At 71.1% G+C, this 19,334-nt stretch carries 17 protein-coding genes; 9 read left to right on the top strand and 8 right to left on the bottom strand.

Features of this window, described 5'->3' with window-relative positions; all coding sequences use genetic code 11:
• Nucleotides 1-40: 40 nt before the first annotated feature.
• From VQ03_RS25805 to VQ03_RS25790, 4 genes are all read right to left on the bottom strand, one after another.
• Nucleotides 41-478 (bottom strand): DUF3429 domain-containing protein, encoded by a 438-nt coding sequence (locus tag VQ03_RS25805; RefSeq protein WP_048453779.1) that lies wholly within the window; start codon nucleotides 476-478, stop codon nucleotides 41-43.
• The gene (locus VQ03_RS25800) at nucleotides 478-1,239 is read right to left on the bottom strand and encodes a TIGR02186 family protein (protein ID WP_048453778.1); all 762 of its coding nucleotides are present in this window, start codon (nucleotides 1,237-1,239) and stop codon (nucleotides 478-480) included. The genes VQ03_RS25805 and VQ03_RS25800 overlap by 1 nt, the downstream gene beginning before the upstream one ends.
• The gene (locus VQ03_RS25795; RefSeq protein WP_048453777.1) at nucleotides 1,239-2,162 is read right to left on the bottom strand and encodes a sulfite exporter TauE/SafE family protein; all 924 of its coding nucleotides are present in this window, start codon (nucleotides 2,160-2,162) and stop codon (nucleotides 1,239-1,241) included. Before VQ03_RS25795 ends, VQ03_RS25800 begins: the two co-directional genes overlap by 1 nt.
• A 142-nt stretch (nucleotides 2,163-2,304) precedes the next feature.
• Nucleotides 2,305-5,703, bottom strand: coding sequence for an SEL1-like repeat protein (locus tag VQ03_RS25790; RefSeq protein WP_048453776.1), 3,399 nt, complete (start codon nucleotides 5,701-5,703; stop codon nucleotides 2,305-2,307).
• 493 nt (nucleotides 5,704-6,196) lie between these two features.
• Between VQ03_RS25790 and VQ03_RS25785 the strand changes: the two genes are divergently transcribed.
• The 7 genes from VQ03_RS25785 to VQ03_RS25755 all read left to right on the top strand — a co-directional run bounded on the left by VQ03_RS25785 (nucleotide 6,197) and on the right by VQ03_RS25755 (nucleotide 14,674).
• A complete protein-coding gene (locus tag VQ03_RS25785) occupies nucleotides 6,197-6,655 on the top strand; it encodes a MerR family transcriptional regulator (protein ID WP_048453775.1) in 459 nt (152 codons plus the stop codon).
• Between the two features lie 193 nt (nucleotides 6,656-6,848).
• Nucleotides 6,849-8,642, top strand: coding sequence for an acyl-CoA dehydrogenase C-terminal domain-containing protein (locus VQ03_RS25780; protein ID WP_048453786.1), 1,794 nt, complete (start codon nucleotides 6,849-6,851; stop codon nucleotides 8,640-8,642).
• Nucleotides 8,643-8,744: 102 nt separating this feature from the next.
• Complete coding sequence (locus VQ03_RS25775) at nucleotides 8,745-9,953, top strand: acetyl-CoA C-acetyltransferase (protein ID WP_048453774.1); 1,209 nt, start codon at nucleotides 8,745-8,747, stop codon at nucleotides 9,951-9,953.
• Between the two features lie 5 nt (nucleotides 9,954-9,958).
• On the top strand, nucleotides 9,959-10,483 hold the full coding sequence (locus VQ03_RS25770; protein WP_048453773.1) for a DUF2059 domain-containing protein: 525 nt from the start codon (nucleotides 9,959-9,961) through the stop codon (nucleotides 10,481-10,483).
• Nucleotides 10,484-10,505: 22 nt separating this feature from the next.
• A complete protein-coding gene (locus tag VQ03_RS25765; RefSeq protein ID WP_048453772.1) occupies nucleotides 10,506-12,707 on the top strand; it encodes a 3-hydroxyacyl-CoA dehydrogenase NAD-binding domain-containing protein in 2,202 nt (733 codons plus the stop codon).
• Nucleotides 12,708-12,899: 192 nt separating this feature from the next.
• Nucleotides 12,900-13,832, top strand: a complete 933-nt coding sequence (locus VQ03_RS25760) for a diacylglycerol/lipid kinase family protein (RefSeq protein ID WP_048453771.1) — start codon at nucleotides 12,900-12,902, stop codon at nucleotides 13,830-13,832.
• Nucleotides 13,829-14,674: a metallophosphoesterase family protein gene (locus VQ03_RS25755; protein WP_048453770.1), complete on the top strand. Its 846-nt coding sequence runs from the start codon at nucleotides 13,829-13,831 to the stop codon at nucleotides 14,672-14,674. The genes VQ03_RS25760 and VQ03_RS25755 overlap by 4 nt, the downstream gene beginning before the upstream one ends.
• A 13-nt stretch (nucleotides 14,675-14,687) precedes the next feature.
• Here the strand turns inward: VQ03_RS25755 and VQ03_RS25750 are convergent, their stop codons facing one another.
• The 4 genes from VQ03_RS25750 to VQ03_RS25735 form a co-directional block, all read right to left on the bottom strand.
• Entirely contained in the window at nucleotides 14,688-15,086 is a 399-nt protein-coding gene (locus VQ03_RS25750; protein WP_048453769.1) for a RidA family protein, read from the bottom strand.
• Between the two features lie 39 nt (nucleotides 15,087-15,125).
• The gene (locus VQ03_RS25745; RefSeq protein WP_048453768.1) at nucleotides 15,126-15,593 is read right to left on the bottom strand and encodes a cupin domain-containing protein; all 468 of its coding nucleotides are present in this window, start codon (nucleotides 15,591-15,593) and stop codon (nucleotides 15,126-15,128) included.
• Nucleotides 15,594-15,635: 42 nt separating this feature from the next.
• Nucleotides 15,636-16,103, bottom strand: coding sequence for a CCDC90 family protein (locus VQ03_RS25740; protein ID WP_048453767.1), 468 nt, complete (start codon nucleotides 16,101-16,103; stop codon nucleotides 15,636-15,638).
• Between the two features lie 145 nt (nucleotides 16,104-16,248).
• A complete protein-coding gene (locus VQ03_RS25735; RefSeq protein WP_048453766.1) occupies nucleotides 16,249-17,838 on the bottom strand; it encodes a catalase in 1,590 nt (529 codons plus the stop codon).
• A 191-nt stretch (nucleotides 17,839-18,029) separates the two neighbouring features.
• On the opposite strand from VQ03_RS25735, the gene VQ03_RS25730 reads away from it, so the two are divergent.
• Nucleotides 18,030-18,956 (top strand): LysR substrate-binding domain-containing protein, encoded by a 927-nt coding sequence (locus tag VQ03_RS25730; RefSeq protein WP_048453765.1) that lies wholly within the window; start codon nucleotides 18,030-18,032, stop codon nucleotides 18,954-18,956.
• A gap of 81 nt (nucleotides 18,957-19,037) precedes the next feature.
• A partial coding sequence (locus VQ03_RS25725; RefSeq protein WP_208605557.1) for an AbrB family transcriptional regulator occupies nucleotides 19,038-19,334 on the top strand: 297 nt, incomplete at its 3' end.

The following is a 19,334-nucleotide window of genomic DNA, read 5'->3' as shown; positions in this document are numbered from 1 at the left end:
CAAGGGGCTGTTCGACTTGCGCCCGCCTGCGGACCGACAGCTACGTCGCTCCCCAGAACCCCGCCGCCAGCAGCGCCAGCCCGGCCACCCCCGACAGAACCAGCCGCAACCGCCCGAGCCACGCCGGCACCAGCCCGCGCCGCGGCAAGTCCTGATCGACGAGGCCCCAGACGAGCACCAGGGCGCCGAGCGTCCCCAGGTCCCATGGCGCCGGTGCGAACAACGACGCCCAGGCGATGAGCGAGGGCACGACCGATACGGCGTAGTCGGCGCCCCGCCCCTCCGGCGAGGCCGCGGCGGCGCCCCAGCGCAGGCCGCCGAGGAACGACGCGATCACGGCGCCGTAGGCCGCGAGAAGCGGGCGCGGCGCCAGCCCGAAGAGCGACTGGCCGAGAATCACCAGGGCAGCGAGGCCCAGGAACGGGATCAGGCCCGCACCGCCGAGGACCAGGGCGGCGGGGGGCGGGTGACGCGGCATCAGTCTCTCCGGAAGATCACGCTGGCGAGCCAGCCGGAGATGAGTGCAAGCGCGCCCACGGCAAGCCCGTAGGCCATCGACCAATCGCGGGCGAATGTCGCGATCCCCTGCTCGACGCCCGATTTCACGAGGTCGAACCGGCCCTGGTGCCGCGCGAGCGGCACGCCGCCGGCGAGCAGCACCACCTCGACGTCGTAGGCGCCGACCGGCGCGGTGGCGGGCAGCGGCGCGGTCGCGCGGAACACCGTCGGCGACAGGAACCTCACGCCGGCCTCGCTCTCGGCGAACAGGCGCTCGCGCCGGCGCAGGCGCAGCAGGGCCTCGCGAAAGGGGTCGTCCGGCGTCGGCGCCGCCAGCGTCAGGTCGGGCGCGGCGACGATGGCGCCGAGGCCGAGCCGCAGGCGCCGGCGCGTCGCCTCGTCGGCGAGTTCGGGCACGGGCCGCGAGGACAGCACCGCCAGGAAGCTCGGCACCTCGGCGAATTTCTGCTGGGCCCGATTGACCCAGACCGGCCCGAGCGCCTCCTTCTCGCGAACCGTCAGCGCCTGACGCGGGCCGCGGATCGTCACCACCACATCGTAGGCGCCGGACCGCGCCGCCGCCTGCCCGTCGCGCTCGATGGCCCCGAACACCGCGACCGAGGTCCCCGTATAGGTCGAGGTGACGGCGAGCCGGTTGAACGACAGGCTGACCACCAGGGATTCGGCTCTGGCGGAGCCGGCCGCAAGAGCGAAGAGCAGGAGAAGGTGGACAACGCGCATCAGCGCGCTTCCTGAACCACGATCGAGAACGGCTCCTCGGGACGCAGCACCAACTCGACCGCGAAGCGCAGGCCCACCGCCAGGACCAGGATGGCGAGGAGGAACCGGAAGTACTCCGAGCGCAGGTTGCGCCCGGCCCGCGCGCCGAACTGCGCCCCGAACACCCCGCCGGCGATCAGGATCACCGCCAGGACGATGTCGACCGCCTGGTTCTGCACCGCGTGCAGCACCAGCGCGACGAAGCTGGTGCACAGGATCTGGAATTGCGAGGTGCCCACCACCACGCCCGTCGGCACCCGCATCAGGTAGAGGAGCGCCGGGACCAGGATGAAGCCGCCGCCGATGCCCAGCACCGCGCCGGCGAAGCCCACGAACAGGGCGAGGCCGAGGATGGGGATGACGCTGGCGTAGAGCCGCGAGCGGGGAAACCGCATCCGCAGCGGCCAGGCCATGTAGGCGGCGTGGTCGCCGCCGAGCCGCGCCGGCCGCGCCCGGCCGCGGTGCCGCGCCCAGAAGCCGCGCACCGACTCCGCCAGCATCAGCCCGCCGACGACGGTGAACAGGGTGACGTAGGCGACCGTGATGACGAGGTCGAGCTGGCCGGCCCGCCGCATGGCGGCGAAGAACCAGACGCCGAGGCTGGTGCCGACGAAACCGCCGAGGATCAGGACGAGGCCGAGCCGGAGGTCGAGGGCGTTGCGCCGGAGCGCCGCCAGCACGCTGGTGGCCGAGGAGGCGACGATCGGGGCGGTCTGGGTCGCCACCGCCACCGCGGGCGGGATCCCCATCACGATCAGGATCGGCGTCATCAGGAAGCCGCCGCCGATGCCGAACAACCCCGATACGAAGCCGACCGCCGCGCCGAGCCCGATGAGGACCAGGACGCTGACGGGCATCTCGGCGATCGGGAGATAGATCTGCAACGACGGGACGATCCGGTGCGGCGCGGGTCCCCGATCTAGACCAAGTTTCGCCCCGGGGGAAACCGCGGCGCGGACGTGGGCGGGCCGTCTCCTGCGCGGGCCGTTCCCGGTCCGCGCCCGCCGACGGGAGCCGAGCCTGCCGTCACACCTTTCCGGTGCTGCGGCCGACGCCGAGGGGCGGCGGCGCGCCGATCAGCGACATGGCGCCGGGCGTCGCCGGGGTCTCGACGCGAACGGCCGGGGGATCGTTCACCGCCGGATCCGGAACCTTCGCCTTCCAGGCCTCGGCCGCGGCGCGGGCGGCCGCCAGATCCTTCTGTGCCATCTTGCCCGCCACCTCGTCGCGCTTGCGGCCGGCATCGTCGTCGCCCTGCGCGGCGGCCGCCGCGAACCAGCCATAGGCCTGGGGCAGGTCCTGGGTGACGCCGAGCCCGCGGGCGAGCAGCACCGCGAGGTTGTACTGGCTGTCGCGCACCCCGTACTCGGCGGCCTTGCGGAACCAGGTCGCCGCGGAGGTGTAGTCGGGCTTGCCGCCGGCGGCGCCGGTTTCGGCCAGCATCACCGCGAGGTTGTGCATCGCCCGGACATGCCCCTGGATCGCGGCGCGGCCGTACCACAGCCGGGCCTTGTCCTGGTCGCGCACCAGGCCGAGGCCCTTCTCGTACTGGCTGCCGAGGCGGTATTGCGCCGGGGCGTAGCCGGCGCCGGCCAGGCGGTCGAACAGCTTGGCGGCGAGCGCGGTGTCCCGCGGCAGGCCGCGGCCGTCCACGGCGCGGCTGGCGAGCTCGTAGATCGTGGCGCCGTCGCCGTCGAGGGCGGCCTGCCGCAGGGAGGCGGCACCGGCCGGGATGCCGGCGAGCTCGGAGCTCAGGGACGCCATGTCCGTCACCCGCGGCACTGCCGGCTTGGCGTCGATCGCGGACTTGACGTCGATCGCGGGCTTGGCGGCGATCGTGGGTTTGGCCGCGTCCAGGGCACCCGTCTCGGCACCCTTCTGCGAACCGGTCTCCGGCCTGGCGGGCGCCGTCTTCGCATCGGGGAGCCTGTCCGGAGCCGTCTCGGCGGGCGACGCGACCGGGGGCACGCCCTTGGCCAGGGGAGCCGACGGGGTGGCCTGGGTCGTCGCGGGATCGACCGGGGCCGCCGCCTCGCGCGAGATCGTCGGGGCGCCGAGCCGAGGGCCGGCGCTTTGCAGGGCCTGCAGCGTTCCGAGGGCCAGCACGATCGCCGCGATGCCGAGGAGCAGCGGCCGGCGGCGGCGCTCGATCGCGGCCCGCAGCCGCTCGACCAGGCTGCCCCGCGGCTCGCCGCCCCGCTCGGCGGCGGGCGGAGCCTGGCCGGCACCGGCGGCCTCGGCCGCGGCGGCCTGGGCGGCACGGCGCGCCGCCGCGATGAAGCTCGCCTTGATGTCGCCGGCCGGCATCTCCGGGGCCGGGACGGTCTCTGCGTGCAGGTGCCGCGGGCGCAGCGCGCCGGGCTCGATCATCTCGTCCGCCGGGCTCGGCGGACCGGCCCGGGGCGCCTCCGGCCGGCGGGCCGGGCGCGGCTCCGGCGCCGCCTTGGTGGATTCGCGCAAGGTGTCGCGCAGGCTGCGGGGCGCGCGCGCCGTCGCGGCCGGGGCCGCCTCCTCGCTCCGGCGATCGCCGTCGATGTGAGTCAGCCGCGCGACCAGCTGCTCGAGGGCGGTGTGGACGCCCTCCATCGTGGCCTGAAGGCGCTTGTCGGCGGCGGCCTGTTGCGCCCGCATGTCGGCGAGGGTCGCCTGCAGCCCGCCCAGGCCGTCGGACGCGGCGGCGCCCTGGCGCTCCGCACCGAGCGAATCGGCGACGCTGCGGGCGGCGCGCTCGGCCGCGGCCTGGATCGGCGTCTCGTCGCGCAGGAGCGCGACCTGGGCCAGGAGGTCGCCCATGGTGCGCTCCAGCCCCGCCAGGGCCGGGTCGCTGCCGCGGGTGTCGATGCGGCTCGCCAGGGCCAGGACCTGCCGCTCGAGCCCGTCGAGGGTCTCGCCGCCCGCCCCCTGCCCGACCCGGTCGAGCTTGTCGGCGAGGTTGCGCAGCATGCCGTGGATCGAGGCGAGGTCGCTGCTCGGCAGGGCCGGCTGGCGCAGGGCCTCGCCGATCTGCTCCAGGCGCTCCATCACGTCGCCGACGGTGCTCACCGCCGCGACCTGATCGACCTTGGCCGAGAGGGCGTCGATGCGGCCGAGGATGTCGCCGGTCGCGTTCGGCTGATCGCGCCGCTCCGCCCGCAGGTCGTCGAGCTTGCGGTCGAGATCGGCGATGCCCTGGGCGAGGGCCGGCGCGTCGGCGCCCGGCGCGCGGACGCCCTGGCGGATCTCCTCCAGCAGCGGCCGCAACTCGCTCATCAGGGCCGGGCTGTCGAGCATGGTGTTGCCGAGCCGGGTCACCGTCTCGGTGAGCTCGTCGACCGACTGGGCGAGGTTCTGCACCCGCGACGGCTCGGCGAGGGCCGCGAGCCGGTCGCGGATCTCGTCGAGTTCGTCGAACAGCTTGGCGACCGCGTCGCGGTCGGCGAGCCCGGTCCGGTCGCCGCCCATCGCCCCGTCCACCTGTCGCGCCAGGCGCTCGACATCCTGGGCCACCCGGGCATGCACGTTGGCGGCGACGTCCTCCGCCAGGCGGCCGACCTGGACCCGCATCAGGTCGATCGGTCCGGCGACGGCGACGAGGTCGGCCGGCTCGCGGGCCCGCTGCACCTCGTCGGCGAGGGTGCGCACCGCCTGCTCCAGCGTCACGAGATCGCCGCTGGTGGCGAGCGTGCCGATCGATTCACGCAGGCGCGAGGTCTCGGCCTGGAGCCCGGCGATCGCCGGCGAGAGCGCGTCGGCCGCGGCCTCCGTCGTCTCCATCACCCGGGCGAGATCCCGCCGCAGGCCGTCGACCAGGAGGTCCTTCTCCTCCTCGGGGCTGCCTTCGTCGAGCTGCTGCTGGCGCTGGCGGATCTCCACCACCGCGGCGGCGAGGCTGTCGGCCGCCGGGCGGGCGCGCCGGCCCGCCGGCCGCGGGGCCGCCTCGGCGAGGCGGGATTCGAGTCCCTGGACCGCCTTGGCGACGGCCTCGTCGGCGGCGTCGCGGCTCTCGCTGATGCGCCGGTCGATCTCGTCGAGCCGGCGCCCGATCGCCGCCACGGCCTCGATGATCTGGGCGTCGCCGGCAGGAGCCGCAGCGACCGGAACGGCAGGGGGCGGAACCGGCTGCGGGATGACCGGCTCGGAGGCGGCCGGCCGGCCGTGGCGCGGGCGCTGCGCCCGCTGAGGCTCGGGCTGCCAGCCCCGCTCCGCGCGCCGGGGCTCGGCGATGTCGGGAGTGGGGAGGTTCGGAGCCGGGTACGTGTCCTGCCGCGCGCGGCGCGGCCCCGCTGCGCGCCGCGATTGCTGGCGTACGCCCGCCCGGGCGGACCCCTCGCTGATCGCCTCGGCCAGCCACTCGTCCACCGTCAACCCGGCACGCCGCGCGGCTTCGCGGGCAGCGTCGCGCAGCTCCGGATCGAAAGCATCGAGTGTTGGAGCGGTCCGTCTCATAGCGGGCTCTGCGCAAGGGGCCGAAAGATCTCGCGGATAGGCGCCGGGCCGGGGCCGGCGGAAACCTCGCGCCCTGCACGATCATCAAGATTCGGTCAGCGCAGCAGCCTGGGAAGGTTCCTGAGGGCACTTTCGAACGGCACGGTAAACAAGCGGTTAAGTGACGACGCTGCGTCCAGTCCCGCGCGCCGGGGCGGCGCTCGATCGTTGCACGAGCAACTCGATTTTGGTCAATTAGTGTTCACAACCGTTGCGCGAAATTGCGCCGGCTGCACGGGCGTTTTGAACGGAATGCGCTCGGCAATCCACATGTAACGGTAATGTGATTTCCGACGCAACACCCTGATTGATAAGGGTTTTTACCGTAAGTAACACACGCTCAAGTTGACGTTACCTTTCCCTTAGGGAGGTCATTTGACCTTCTTTGTGTCACAGGACGTCCTGAGGGCGTCGCTGGTACGACAGTGATGCGTGTCTCAACGGGGGAAACGGCATGGCTTATGATCGGCAGACCGAGAGCAGAGGGGCGCCCGTCCGCGCCGGCGGGACCACGTCGCGCACCGGCCGGCCAGCCGGCCGCTCCACGGCTCCGGCGACGCTCACCATCGGCGACCTCGCCGAGGAGTTCGGCGTAACGCTGCGGGCGCTGCGCTTCTACGAGGCCAAGGGGCTCCTGCATCCGCAGCGCCGCGGGACGACCCGGCTCTACACCGAGGAGGACCGCTCGCGCCTCGCCACCATCCTGCGCGGCAAGGAACTCGGCTTCACCCTGCGCGAGATCGCCGCCATGGTCGACGGCGACGAGCTCGCCGAGGCCGGCGCCGGCGCGACGCTATCCCTGTCGCCGGCCCAGGTCGCCGAGCAGATCACCCATCTGGAGAACCAGAAGGCGGAGATCGAGCGGGCGCTCGAGGCGCTGCGCGGCTACGGCAAGGCGGTCGCGAGCGCCTGAGGGCGCGACCAGGCGGCGCCCCGCGGGGGCGGGCGCCGCCCGGAACCGAAGGCATGTCATCCTGCGTCAACCTTGTCCCGCGCGAAGGCCGGCGGTGCACCGGCAGGCCCTTGCCGTTCCACATCCAGATAGTTTACATATGAACTATCTCGCCGCGGGAGCCGCCGCGGACGGATCGTGGGAGCGGGGAATCATGCCGAGCTACAAGGCGCCGGTGGAGGACGTGCTGTTCCTCCTCAACGACGTGTTCGGGATCGCGCGCTACAGCAACCTGCCCGGTTTCGCCGACGCGACGCCCGACGTGGTCGAGGCGGTCGTGACCGAGGGCGCGAAGCTCTGCGAGGAGGTGCTGGCCCCTCTCAACCGCGTCGGCGACGTGGAGGGCTGCACCCGCCACCCCGACGGCAGCGTGACGACGCCCAAGGGCTTCAAGGCCGGCTACGACGCCTATGCGGGCGGCGGCTGGATGGGCCTGTCGATGCCGGCCGAGTATGGCGGCCAGGGCCTGCCCCATACCCTCAACAGCGTGATGCAGGAATTCGTGTCCGGCGCCAACGTGGCGCTCGGCATGTATCCGGGCCTGACCCAGGGGGCGATGGCGGCCCTGCTGGTGCACGGCTCCGAGGAGCAGAAGCGGGCCTATCTCCCTAGGATGATCGAGGGGACCTGGACCGGCACGATGAACCTGACCGAGCCGCATTGCGGCACGGATCTCGGCCTGCTGAAGACCAAGGCGGTGCCGAACGGCGACGGTTCCTACGCGCTGACCGGCACCAAGATCTTCATCTCGGCCGGCGAGCACGACCTGTCGGAGAACATCATCCACCTGGTGCTCGCCCGGATCGAGGGCGCGCCGGCGGGCACCAAGGGCATCTCGCTCTTCGTCGTGCCGAAGTTCATGGTCGGGCCCGGCGGTGCGCTCGGCGCCCGCAACGGGGTGTCGTGCGGCGCCATCGAGCACAAGATGGGTATCCACGGCAACGCGACCTGCGTGATGAACTACGACGGCGCCACCGGCTGGCTCGTCGGCGAGGCCAATCGCGGCCTCAACGCGATGTTCGTGATGATGAACGAGGCCCGCCTCGCCGTCGGCATCCAGGGGCTCGGCCAGTCCGAGGTCGCCTACCAGAACGCCGTCGCCTACGCCCGCGACCGGCTCCAGGGCCGGGCGCTCACCGGCGCCGCCGCGCCCGAGAAGCCCGCCGACCCGATCATCGTTCATCCGGACGTGCGCCGGACCCTGATGGGAATCCGGGCCTTCAACGAGGCGGCCCGGGCGCTCGTCATCTGGACCGCGCTCCAGGCCGACATCGCCCACCGCTCCGAGGACCCGGCCGCGCGCCAGGCGGCGGAGGACCACATGGGCCTGCTGACCCCGGTGGTGAAGGGCGTGCTGACCGACCGGGGCTTCGCCAACGCGGTCGACGCCCAGCAGCTGTTCGGCGGCCACGGCTACATCGAGGAATGGGGGATGTCGCAATTCGTGCGCGACGCCCGCATCGCCCAGATCTACGAGGGGGCCAACGGCATCCAGGCGATGGACCTCGTCGGCCGCAAGCTGCCGCGCGACGGCGGCCGGGCGATGATGCGGTTCCTCGCCGAGGTCGAGGGCTTCTGCAAGGAGAACGCCGGGGACGAAACCCTCAAGGTGTTCTGCGCCCCCCTGACGAAGAGCCTCGGCCACCTGCAGCAGGCGACGATGTGGCTGATGCAGAACGCCATGGCCAAGCCCGACAACGCGGGCGCGGCGGCAACCGACTACATGCACCTGATGGGCCTCGTCGCCATGGGCTACATGTGGGGGCGCATCGCCAAGGCGACGGCGGAGAAGAAGGCGTCTGGCGAGGGCATCGCCGAGCGTCTCGACGCGCGGCTCGCCACCGGCCGGTTCTACGTCGAGCGCGTGCTGCCCGAGACCGGCACGCGGCTGGCCCGCATCTCGGCCGGGTCCGACGCCGTCATGGCGGTGCCGGCGGAGCTGTTCTAGCCTCGCCCCGACGCTTCGAGGCCGGCCCGGTCAGGAACCGGGCCGGCCCCATGTCCGCGGTCCGCGACCGGGCCGCCGCACGACACATCCGGGAAGACGCCCATGCCCGACGCCTACATCTACGACCACGTCCGCACTCCCCGCGGTCGCGGCAAGCCCGACGGCTCGCTGCACGAGGTGACGGCGCTCCGCCTCGCCGAGACGGCGCTCCGCGCCCTCAGGGACCGCAACGCCCTCGACACGACGCTCGTCGACGACGTCGTCCTCGGTTGCGTCGATCCGGTCGGCGAGGCCGGCGGCGACATCGCCCGCGCCGCCGCCCTGGTGGCCGATTACGGCAATCACGTGCCGGGCGTGCAGATCAACCGGTTCTGCGCCTCGGGCCTCGATGCGGTGAACTTCGCCGCCGCGCAGGTGATGAGCGGCCAGCACGACATGGCGGTCGGCGGCGGCGTCGAATCGATGAGCCGCATCGGCCTCGGCGCCTCGGGCGGCGCCTGGCCGGTCGATCCGGCCATCGCCATCAAGTCGTACTTCATGCCGCAGGGCGTCTCGGCCGACCTGATCGCCACCAAGTACGGCTTCTCCCGCGACGAATGCGACGCCCTCGCGGTCGAGTCGCAGAAGCGTGCCGCCCGCTCCTGGGAGGATGGCCGGTTCAAGCACTCGGTCGTGCCGGTGCGCGACGTCAACGGCCTGACGCTCCTCGACCACGACGAGCACCGGCGCCCGAGCACCGACATGCAGTCGCTGGCGGCGCTCAAGCCCTCCTTCGTCCAGATGGGCCAGATGGGCGGGTTCGACGCGGTGGCGGTCGATGCGCATCCCGATGTCGAGGCGGTGGAGCACGTCCACCATGCCGGCAATTCCTCCGGCATCGTCGACGGCGCCGCCGCGGTGCTGGTCGGCTCGAAGGAAGCCGGGTCGGCAGCGGGCCTCAAGGCCCGCGCCCGCATCCGGGCCTTCGCCAATATCGGCTCGGATCCGGCCCTGATGCTGACCGGCCCGGTCGACGTGACCCGCAAGGTGCTCAAGCGCGCCGGGATGAGCATCGGCGACATCGACCTGTTCGAGGTCAACGAGGCCTTCGCGGCGGTGGTGCTGCGCTTCCTCCAGGCCTTCGCCGTCGATCCGGACAAGGTCAACGTCAATGGCGGCGCCATCGCGCTCGGCCATCCCCTCGGCGCGACGGGGGCGATGATCCTCGGCACCGTGCTCGACGAGCTGGAGCGCACGGGCAAGCAGACGGCGCTCGTGACGCTCTGCATCGGCGCCGGCATGGGCACCGCCACGATCATCCAGCGGGTGTGAGACCGATGCGCGCCCTCCCCCACCTCGCCGCCGGCCTCGCCCTGGCCCTGGTCCTCGCCGGCCCCGCCCGAGCCGACGACGAGCGGCTCAGCCTCGCCCGCGACATCGTCACCAAGACGGTCGCCCGCAACCTGACGCAGGCGTTCAAGCAGGCCGAGGAGAAGACCCTCGCCTCGATGAGCGCCGAGCAGGCCGGCAAGCTGCGTCCCGAGCTGGACAAGACCTTCGCCCAGGAGCGCGACACCCTCGTCGACGGTCTGTCGAAGGAATACGCGCAGAAGTTCGATGTGCCTGAGCTGAAGCGCCTGGTCGCGATCTACGACGACCCGGTCTACCAGAAGTTCCAGGCGCTCAACGCCGACCCGACCTCGATGGTCACCACGATCACCAAGGACGCGGTGACCAAGATGATGAACCTGCTCTCGCTGGCGGCCCTGTCGCAGCAGGGCAACGGCCAGACGCCGCAGAGCGTGCCGGCACCGGCGCCGACTCCCGCGCCGTCTCCTGCCCCTGCGCCCGCCAAGCCGTAATCGATCTCACGAGGCCTTCGCCATGAACCTCACGAATTTCCGCTTCGAGACCGATGCCGACGGCGTGGCGTTCGCCACCTGGGACATGCCCTGCCGCTCGATGAACGTCGTCACCCGGGAGGTGATGGACGAGCTGGACCAGATCGTCGACGCCGTGGTGGCGGATGCCGCCATCAAGGGCTGCGTGATCACCTCAGGAAAAGACACCTTCTCGGGCGGCGCCGACCTGACCATGCTGCAAGGGATCGGCGCCGAATACGCGCGCCTGGCCCGCGAGCGCGGCGAGGAAGCGGCGATGACCTTCTTCTTCGAGGAATCGCGCCGGCTCACCCTGCTCTACCGCAAGCTCGAGACTTGCGGGAAACCGTTCGCGGCGGCGGTGCACGGCACCTGCCTCGGCGGTGCCTTCGAGCTGACGCTGGCCTGCCACCACCGGGTGCTGTCGGACGACGACAAGACCCGGGTCGGCCTGCCGGAGATCAAGGTCGGGCTGTTTCCGGGCGCCGGCGGCACCCAGCGCGTCGCCCGCCTGATGCAGACCGGCGACGCCCTCCAGATGCTGTTCAAGGGCGAGCAGATCCGCCCGCTGATGGCCCGCAACATGGGCCTCGTCCACGCGGTCGCGCCCCGTGCCGAGATCGTCGAGAAGGCGAAGGAGTGGATCAAGGCCGGCGGCTCGGCGGTGGCTCCCTGGGACCAGCCGAAATTCAAGGCGCCGTCGGGCAAGGTGTACTCGCCCGCCGGGATGATGACCTGGCCGCCGGCCAACGCCATCTACCGCCGCGAGACCCACGACAACTACCCCGCCGCGAAGGCGATCCTGCACGCCGTCTACGAGGGCCTGCAACTGCCGATGGATCTGGCGCTCAAGGTCGAGAGCCGGTACTTCGCCAAGATCCTGCGCTCGCCGGAAGCGGCGGCGATGATCCGCACCCTGTTCCTGTCGATGGGCGAGCTGAACAAGGGCGCCCGCCGGCCGAAGGGCGTCGGCGCGGTGCAACTCAAGAAGGTCGGCGTGGTCGGCGCCGGCTTCATGGGGGCGGGCATCGCCTATGTCTCGGCCCATGCCGGGCTCGAGGTGGTGCTGGTCGACCAGTCGGCGGAAGCGGCCGAGAAGGGCAGATCTTACGCCCACAAGCTGGTCTCCGACCAGATCATGAAGGGCCGCGCCAAGACAGCCGACCGCGACGCGCTCCTGTCGCGCATCACAGCGACCGGCGATTACGCGGCGCTCGCCGGCTGCGACCTCGTCGTCGAGGCGGTGTTCGAGGACCCGAAGGTCAAGGCCGAGGTGATCGCCAAGGTCGAGGCGGTGATCGGGCCGGACGCGATCTTCGCCTCCAACACCTCGACCCTGCCGATCAGCGGGCTCGCCAAGGCGTCGGGGCGCCCGGAGCAATTCATCGGCATCCACTTCTTCTCGCCAGTCGAGAAGATGATGCTGGTGGAGATCATCATGGGCCAAGCGACCGGCGAGAGAGCCCTGGCCGTCGCCCTCGACTACGTGCGGGCGATCAGGAAAACCCCGATCGTGGTCAACGACGCCCGCGGGTTCTTCGCGAACCGGTGCGTCGGCGCCTACATCCTCGAAGGCCACCTGATGCTGGCCGAGGGCGTGCCGGCGGCGATGATCGAGAATGCCGGGCGTCAGGCCGGCATGCCGGTGGGACCGCTCTCGCTCAACGACGAGGTCGGCGTCGACCTCGCCCTGAAGATCGTCAAGGCGACCAAGGCGCAGGTCGGCGAGGCGGCGGTCAACCCGGTCCAGGAGAAGCTCCTCACCGCCCTCGTCGAGGGCGAGGGCCGGCTCGGGCGCAAGAACCGCAAGGGCTTCTACGATTACCCGGAGCAGGGTTCGAAGAAGCTCTGGCCGGGCCTGCGCGACCTCCAGGAGACGAAGCTCGACCCGGGGACGGTGGACTTTGCGGAGCTGAAGCAGCGCCTCCTCGTCACCCAGGCGCTGGAGGCGGCCCGGACATTCGGCGAGGGCGTGGTCACCGATCCGCGCGAGGCCGATGTCGGCTCGATCCTCGGCTTCGGCTTCGCGCCGTTCACCGGCGGCGCCCTGTCCTACATCGACTTCATGGGCGCGGCCCGGTTCGTCGAGCTGTGCCGCAGGCTGGAGGCCAAGCACGGCGCCCGCTTCTCCCCACCGGCGACGCTGGTGGCGATGGCGGAGAAGGGCGACACCTTCTACGGCGAGGCGGCCAAGAAGGCGGCCTGAACAGCCGGTATGACAATTTGGTTGGCCCGATAGCCTGATAGCATCCCATCCACGACCTCATCCTGAGGTCGTGGATGGGATGAAACGGTCACAAGAGCGAAGTCGGCGCGAGATCATCCGGCCCTGCCATCTGCCTGAGATGCAGCGCCGGCATCCTGCCCGGGCGGCACACTCGCCGCCTGGGACATTCGCGTGACGAACCGGAACAGTGAATCGCCCAACCGCCGGATCGTGCTGGTGGCGAATGTCGCGGCGGGCTCCCTGATCAATGGCGGCTTGACGCCGGAAGCCATGCGCGCGCGCCTGACGGCCGCGGGCCTGGAGCTGGTGGCCGAGCCCTGGCCGGATGCACCCCTGCCCGAACGCCTGGAGGCTGCGGCCGAACTCCCCGGCATCGACGCCGTGGCGGTGGCCGGCGGCGACGGGACGCTGGCCTGCGCGGCGCAGGCCCTGACCGGCCGGGACGTACCCCTCGGGATCCTGCCCCTCGGCACCATGAACCTGCTCGCCAAGGATCTCGGGATTCCCCTCGACCTCGATGCGGCCATCGCCGTGCTGTCATCCGGCATCATGCGCAGGGTCGATGCGGGCGAGGTCAACGGCCACGTCTTCCTGATCAACTCGGTGCTCGGCCTGCCGGCCCGGCTGGCGCGCCACCGCGAGGCGAAGCGCGGCCGCATGGGCCTCCCCGACCTGGCGCGGATGGCGGTCGGCCTCCTGCGTCATCTCGGTCGCACTCCGCGCGAGCGGGCCGTGCTCACCCTCGGGGGATGGACCCGGCCGGTGCGCTTCCGGACGCTCGCAATCGTCTGCGGGGATTATCGGGAAGGATTGGGCCAGGTTCTGTCGCGGAGGGGCGTCGACGGCGGGCACCTCACGCTCTACCTCGTCGAGACCCTGTCGGCGGCGCGGCTCGTGCGCCTCGGCCTCGGCTTCGCGGTCGGCGAGTGGCGCCGCCTGCCGGAGCTGGAGCGGCACGAGACCGACGCCCTGACCCTCGACGCCCGCGGACGCGCCCTGCGGGTGATGAATGACGGAGAGGTCGTGCTGATCGCCCCACCCCTGCGCTATCGTCTCGTTCCGGGCGCCCTGCGGGTCCTCGTGCCGGCGGAGGAACCCCGGTGAGGCGGATCGCCCACATCTCGGACCTGCATTTCGGCCGCACCGACCCGGTGGTGGTGGAGGGCCTGGTGGCGGAGCTGATCCGCGACCGCCCGGACCTGATCATCATCTCGGGCGACTTCACCATGCGGGCCCGCACCCGGGAATACCTGGAGGCCAAGGCCTTCCTCGACCGGCTGCCGCATCCCTGGATCGCCGTTCCGGGCAACCACGACATCTCGCCGTTCCGGCTCTGGCAGCGCTTCTTCCATCCGTTCCGGCGCTACCGCCGCTATGTCGCGCCCGAGACCGAACCGGTCTTTCAGGACGACGAGATCGCGGTGATCTGCCTCAACACCGTCCGGACCTGGGCGCCGGAGACCGACTGGTCACAGGGGAAGATCACCCGCGAGCAGATCAAGCGCACGGAAGCCCGGCTCGACGCGCTGCCGCCCGGATTGTTCCGCATCGTGGTCGGCCATCACCCCTTCATGCCGCCGCCCTGGGACGAGGAAGCCCGCCTGGTCGGCCGGGCCGACGAGGCGCTCGACGCCTTCCAACGTCACGGTGTCGGCCTGACGCTCGCCGGGCATCTCCATCGCGGCTATGCCCGCTTCGCCCAGCCGACACCGGACGGGCCCAAGGCCGAGATCGACCGGCCCGAGGCCAAGGCGACCGGCCGGCGCCTGCTGGCGGTCCAGGCCGGCTCCGCCACCTCGACCCGCCTGCGCGGCAACGAGCCCAATGCCTATAACCGCATCACGGTGGCGAACGGTGTCGCCACCGTGCAGGTGCGGCTATGGACGGGCAGGGACTGGTGCGACGCGGCGGAATCGGGTGCGGCGCGGTGCGCAGCCGAGGAGTGAGGCCGGGCGACCGCTAGATCTTCGAGATCGTGCCGGCAACCACCGCCGTGACCTCGATCTGGACCTTCATCTCCGGTCGCAGCAACCCTGCCACTACCACCAGGGTCGCGGCCGGACGGATGTCCCGCAGCACCCGGCCGCAGACCGCCAGCACCGCCTCGGCGTCAGCGCGGTCGGTGACGTAATAGGTCGCCCGCACCACGTGCTGCAGCGAAGACCCCGCCTCGTCCAGCACGCCCGCGATGGTGCGCCAACATGCATCAGTTTGGGCGCCGGCCTCGTCCGGCATCGTCATCGCGGCATAGTCGTAGCCGGTGGTGCCGGCTACGAACACGAAGCCGTTCTGCACCACGGCACGGGAATAGCCGTACTCTCTCTCGAAGCTCGAGCCGCCGTCGATCCGCCGCCGCATCCCTTGCCCTCCCGATTCGTCAGGCGGCAAGCATAAGCGTCAGCCGACCTCGCTCCAGCCCGAGAAGCCGGCGAGCGGCTCCTGGTCATAGGCCGCCATCAGGGCCCGCATGGCCCCCTCGTCGCGCAGGCGGTCCTCGGCGGCCAGAGCCGCCAGCCCCTCGAAGAAGCCCTCGCGGTGGAGCGCGGGCGTGAAGGTCAGGGTGAAGCGGACAGGCCGGTCGCCGCGATTGGCGAAGGCATGCGCGTCGCCGGGGCGCACCAGCACGAAGTCGCCGGGTCCCGCCGTCACGTCGCGGTCGTTCAGCCGCAGGGTGAGCGCGCCCTCGTGCACCTCGAAGGCCTCGGTCAACCGGGCATGGCGGTGCAGGCCGGCGCCAGGCGAGTGCGCCGCCAGCGTCATGGCATAGATGCCGAGCGCATCGTCGGTGGCGTCGCTGCGGGCGAGGTAGCGCACCTGCATCCCGCCGATCGTGACGCCGGTGCCGGGTTCGGGGGTGGTGTTCATCGTGCGGTTCCTCGCTGGCGGATCGCCGGAGACAACGCCGATTCAGGGTTTGAGGATGCGGACCAGGGTGATCATCGCACCGATGATGGCCACGGTCTGCAAGCCAACCGCGCCGACGACCCATTTGATGACGTCGGTCTTCGCTTCGGCGACCTGTGACTTGATCTCGGATCGGAGCGTCGCGTCCATCGTCCGAATGTCGTTGGCGACCACCTTGATCTCGGCGTGCAGGCTGGTTGCTACTTCCTTGATCTCGGCGCGTAGGCTGGTTTCTACCTCCTTGATCTCGGCGCGCAAATTGGTCTCGACAGTCTTCAAGTTGGTTTCGACCGTCTTGATGTCGGTCCGCAGAGCCGTCTCCGACGCCTTCACGTCGGCCTTGGTCGCAAGATCACCCTGCACCGCCTCCGAGATCGCTTCCGCGAAACCCTCCGCCTGATCCGGCGACAGCTTTGCCTTGTCCCGCAGGGTGCGGGCGAGCTTCAGGGTATCGAAGGCGACGGCGGTCATGCAGGGCATCCGGGCACGGGACCGTGCCACGATCGAAGATAGTACCTCGACCGTTTCGCCGCCATCATTCCCCGACGTCAAAAACCCCGCCCGGATTGCTCCGGGCGGGGCTCGTCACTCACAGCAAGCCGTTGACGCTTCGGCCTTACTCGGCCGCGACCTTATGAGCCTGGGACCCGTCGGTATAGGTCTCGGACTTCAGGCGCTGGCCCGGGGCGGCGCGGCCCGGGAGCGGCGGCAGGGCCTTGGCCTTCTCGAGGTCGATGCCGGCGCCTTCCGCGACGCGGCGACCGTAATCCTCGTCGGCGTGCCAGAAGTGCCAGACCATCCGGAGCTGGATCGCCTCGGGGCACTCCTTCATGTCGGCCACGAGGTTGGCGATCAGGTCCTCACGCTCCCACGCCTCGAAGGAGCGGTAGCGCTCGCCGGCCTGGGCGTAATCGTCCTCGGTGCGGCTGGTCTGGTAGCGACCGAGCTTGCCCTCGACCGGCTGATGGTACTCCTTCGCGGGCTTGGGCGCCTCGCGCAGGCCCTGCGCGATGGTGCTCGGCTCGTAGTTGATGTGCTTGTTCTCGCCGGTGCCGTCGACGTAGAACGTCATCTGACCGTCGCGCTGGTTGGTGTGGGCCTTCACGCCCGGAGCCGGCGCGTTGATCGGCAGCTGCAGGTAGTTCGGACCGACGCGGTAGCGCTGGGTGTCCGAGTAGGACAGGGTGCGCCCCTGGAGCATCTTGTCGTCCGAGAAGTCGATCCCGTCGACCAGCACGCCGGTGCCGAAGGCCGATTGCTCGACATCGGCGAAGAAGTTGTCCGGCACCCGGTCGAGCACCATGCGGCCGCACTTCAGCAGCGGGAACTGGTCCTCGGGCCAGCGCTTGGTGTCGTCGAGCGGATCGAACGACAGGTGGTCGTTCGGGCCGTCCGGCATGATCTGGACCGCGAATTCCCATTCGGGGAAGTTGCCGGCGGCGATGTTGTCGTACAGGTCCTTGGTCGCGTGGCCGACATCCTTGCCCTGGATCTCGGCGGCCTGGGCCGAGGTCAGGTTGCGGACGCCCTGCTTCGGGATCCAGTGGAACTTGCACAGATGCGCCACGCCTTGGTCGTTGACCAGCTTGTAGGTGTTGACGCCCGAGCCTTCCATCTCACGGTAATTGGCCGGGATGCCCCACGGCGACTTCAGCCAGGTCACCATGTGGATCGACTCGGGGTGCGCCGCCACGAAGTCGAAGAAGCGCCAGGCCTCCTGGCGGTTGGTCACCGGATCGGGCTTGAAGGCGTGGATCATGTCCGGGAACTTGATGGCGTCCCGGATGAAGAAGATCTTGAGGTTGTTGCCGACGAGGTCCCAGTTGCCGTCGACGGTCTTGAACTTCACCGCGAAGCCGCGCGGGTCGCGGGCGGTCTCCGGGCTCTCCTTGGCGCCGGCCACGGTGGAGAAACGCACGAACATCGGCGTCTTCACGCCGGTCTCGTTGAGGACGCGGGCGCGGGTGTACTTGGAGGCCGGCTCGTCGCCGATCTTGCCGTAGGCCTCGAAATAGCCGTGGGCGCCGGCGCCGCGGGCGTGCACCACGCGCTCGGGGATCCGCTCGCGGTCGAAATGGGTGATCTTCTCGATGAACTGGTAGTTCTCGAGGGTCGCCGGGCCACGCTCGCCGACCGTGCGCATGCTCTGATTGTCGCGGACCGGATGGCCCTGGCGGGTCGTCAGGATCGGGCGTTGGTCGCTCATGGGAACTCCTCTGGCGTGCAAGCGAAGGGTGCCGTGCGAAGGATGCGGTGACGGGACCCCGCGCGAGGGACCGCTCACATAGGGTGCCTGCCTGCCGGCCAACACCCTGGAACTGGTCTGGCTCCAGCGTATGAAGGCTGCGTGATCCGAAAACAAATGCATCGTTGCGAAGCTCGTGATAGGCACAGCCTATGAACGTCTCCGGCCTCTCCCTGCGGGACCTCGAATACGTCGTGGCGGTGGCCGAGGAAGGCCATTTCGGCCGCGCCGCCGAGCGCTGCGCCGTGAGCCAGCCGACCTTGAGCGTGCAGGTGCGCAAGCTGGAGGAGGCTTTGGGCCTCGTCCTGTTCGAGCGCTCCAACCGCCGGGTGCTGCTCACCCCGAGCGGCCAGGCGGTGGTGCGTCAGGCCCGTGCGGTGCTGGCGGAAGCGCAGCGCCTGCTGCTGCTCGCCCGCGAGGGCTGCGGCAGCGCCTTGCGCGGCCGGCTGGTCCTCGCGGCGATCCAGACCTTGGGGCCCTACCTGTTCCCCCGGGTCCTGCGCGGCCTGCGCCAGGCCTTTCCCCATGTCGTCCTGGCCCTGAGCGAGGGGCGCACCGCCGAGATCCTCGACGCCCTGCGGGAGGGCCGGACCGACGCGGCCCTGATCTCCCTGCCGATCCCCGATTCGGGGCTGACCGTCGCGCCGCTGTTCGACGAGCCGTTCCTGCTCGCCTGCCCGGCCGAGCACGCCTTCGCGAGCGGACCGTCGCCGCGGCCCGTCGACCTTGCCGGCCCCGACCTGCTGCTCCTCGACGAAGGCAATTGCCTGCGCGACCAGGCGGTGGCGGCCTGCGGCGCCGGCCCGGCGAGCGGGCGCCACGCCACCAGCCTGGAGACCCTGCGCTCGATGGTGGCGGCCGGCGCCGGCTACACCCTGCTGCCGGCCCTCGCCGCGCCGTCCGGGCCCGATCCGACCGGGCTCACGGTCTGCCGCCGCTTCGAGGCGGAGGGTCCGAGCCGCACCATCGCCCTCGCCTGGCGTGCCAGCGATCCGCGCGGCGAAGGCCTGGCCGAACTGGCCGCGTTCTTTCGCCAGCATGCACCGCACGCAACGCTGCCCCTCGGGCAACCGGCCTGAGACCGCCCCTGCCGCGACACCGGCCCGATTCCCGTATAGCGACGGGGCGACAGCCCTTCGTTCCCGACGACCATGGACGCCATGCAACCCGCCTCGACGGATCTCCGCCGTTCGCTTCCCCGCGCGGCGGCCTTGTGGGCGGGCCTCGTCGCGGCGTCCGGGGCGCTGGCGGGCCTGTTCACCCTCGCCGGCTTCCCGGCCGCCCTGCTGCTCGGGCCGATGCTGGCGGGTATCGGGTTCGGGGTGGGGGGGGCGCCGATCCGGGTGCCGAAGCGCGGCTTCCAGGCGGCGCAGGCTCTGATCGGCTGCCTCGTCGCCCACGCGGTCAACGCCTCGATCGCCGCGACGCTGCTGGAGGACGGTTTCCTGATCCTGGGG

This window comes from Methylobacterium tarhaniae (assembly GCF_001043955.1).
In the GTDB taxonomy this organism is placed as follows: Bacteria; Pseudomonadota; Alphaproteobacteria; order Rhizobiales; family Beijerinckiaceae; genus Methylobacterium; species Methylobacterium tarhaniae.
The sequence above is the reverse complement of the archived record's forward strand: the minus strand, read 5'-3'. Positions and strand labels throughout refer to the sequence as shown.

Bases quoted from the DNA above. Each gene is read 5' to 3' on its own strand.
- VQ03_RS25745 (WP_048453768.1), bottom strand. From the start codon at position 15,593: ATGAACACCACCCCCGAACCCGGCACCGGCGTCACGATCGGCGGGATG.
- VQ03_RS25730 (WP_048453765.1), top strand. From the start codon at position 18,030: ATGAACGTCTCCGGCCTCTCCCTGCGGGACCTCGAATACGTCGTGGCG.
- VQ03_RS25735 (WP_048453766.1), bottom strand. From the start codon at position 17,838: ATGAGCGACCAACGCCCGATCCTGACGACCCGCCAGGGCCATCCGGTC.
- VQ03_RS25800 (WP_048453778.1), bottom strand. From the start codon at position 1,239: ATGCGCGTTGTCCACCTTCTCCTGCTCTTCGCTCTTGCGGCCGGCTCC.
- VQ03_RS25775 (WP_048453774.1), top strand. From the start codon at position 8,745: ATGCCCGACGCCTACATCTACGACCACGTCCGCACTCCCCGCGGTCGC.
- VQ03_RS25750 (WP_048453769.1), bottom strand. From the start codon at position 15,086: ATGCGGCGGCGGATCGACGGCGGCTCGAGCTTCGAGAGAGAGTACGGC.
- VQ03_RS25785 (WP_048453775.1), top strand. From the start codon at position 6,197: ATGGCTTATGATCGGCAGACCGAGAGCAGAGGGGCGCCCGTCCGCGCC.
- VQ03_RS25740 (WP_048453767.1), bottom strand. From the start codon at position 16,103: ATGACCGCCGTCGCCTTCGATACCCTGAAGCTCGCCCGCACCCTGCGG.
- VQ03_RS25790 (WP_048453776.1), bottom strand. From the start codon at position 5,703: ATGAGACGGACCGCTCCAACACTCGATGCTTTCGATCCGGAGCTGCGC.
- VQ03_RS25780 (WP_048453786.1), top strand. From the start codon at position 6,849: ATGCCGAGCTACAAGGCGCCGGTGGAGGACGTGCTGTTCCTCCTCAAC.
- VQ03_RS25805 (WP_048453779.1), bottom strand. From the start codon at position 478: ATGCCGCGTCACCCGCCCCCCGCCGCCCTGGTCCTCGGCGGTGCGGGC.
- VQ03_RS25765 (WP_048453772.1), top strand. From the start codon at position 10,506: ATGAACCTCACGAATTTCCGCTTCGAGACCGATGCCGACGGCGTGGCG.
- VQ03_RS25770 (WP_048453773.1), top strand. From the start codon at position 9,959: ATGCGCGCCCTCCCCCACCTCGCCGCCGGCCTCGCCCTGGCCCTGGTC.